Origin of the sequence: Ensifer sp. NM-2 (assembly GCF_003024455.1) — a bacterium.
Classification (GTDB): domain Bacteria; phylum Pseudomonadota; class Alphaproteobacteria; order Rhizobiales; family Rhizobiaceae; genus Ensifer; species Ensifer canadensis.
The window spans coordinates 1-255 of the sequence record NZ_PVZR01000205.1 but is presented as its reverse complement, the minus strand read 5'-3'; the positions used below and the strand labels follow the sequence as shown (position 1 = coordinate 255).

General features: G+C 60.8%; 1 protein-coding gene. It reads right to left on the bottom strand.

All coding sequences use genetic code 11. The annotated features are described in order from the left end of the window. Positions 1 to 255, bottom strand: a 255-nt coding sequence (locus C6558_RS39485; RefSeq protein ID WP_146161043.1) for a transposase, incomplete at both ends; no start/stop codon positions are given.

The following is a 255-nucleotide window of genomic DNA, read 5'->3' as shown; positions in this document are numbered from 1 at the left end:
GGGGGTGACGGCTTCGACGAAAGCCCAGCGCAGCCACTTGTTGCCCTGCTTGATGATCTTGCCGTGAAAGGTCTTGCCGCCGGAGGAATAGGTCGAGGGCACCAGTCCGGCATAGGCGGCGAGCTTCTTCGGATTGCGAAAGCGGGATACATCGTCAATCTCCGCGTCGATCAGCCGGGCGAAGAACTCGCCGATGCCGGGGATCGTCTTCAACAGCTTGACGTTGGCATTGGCCTTGGTCATCGCCCGGATCGT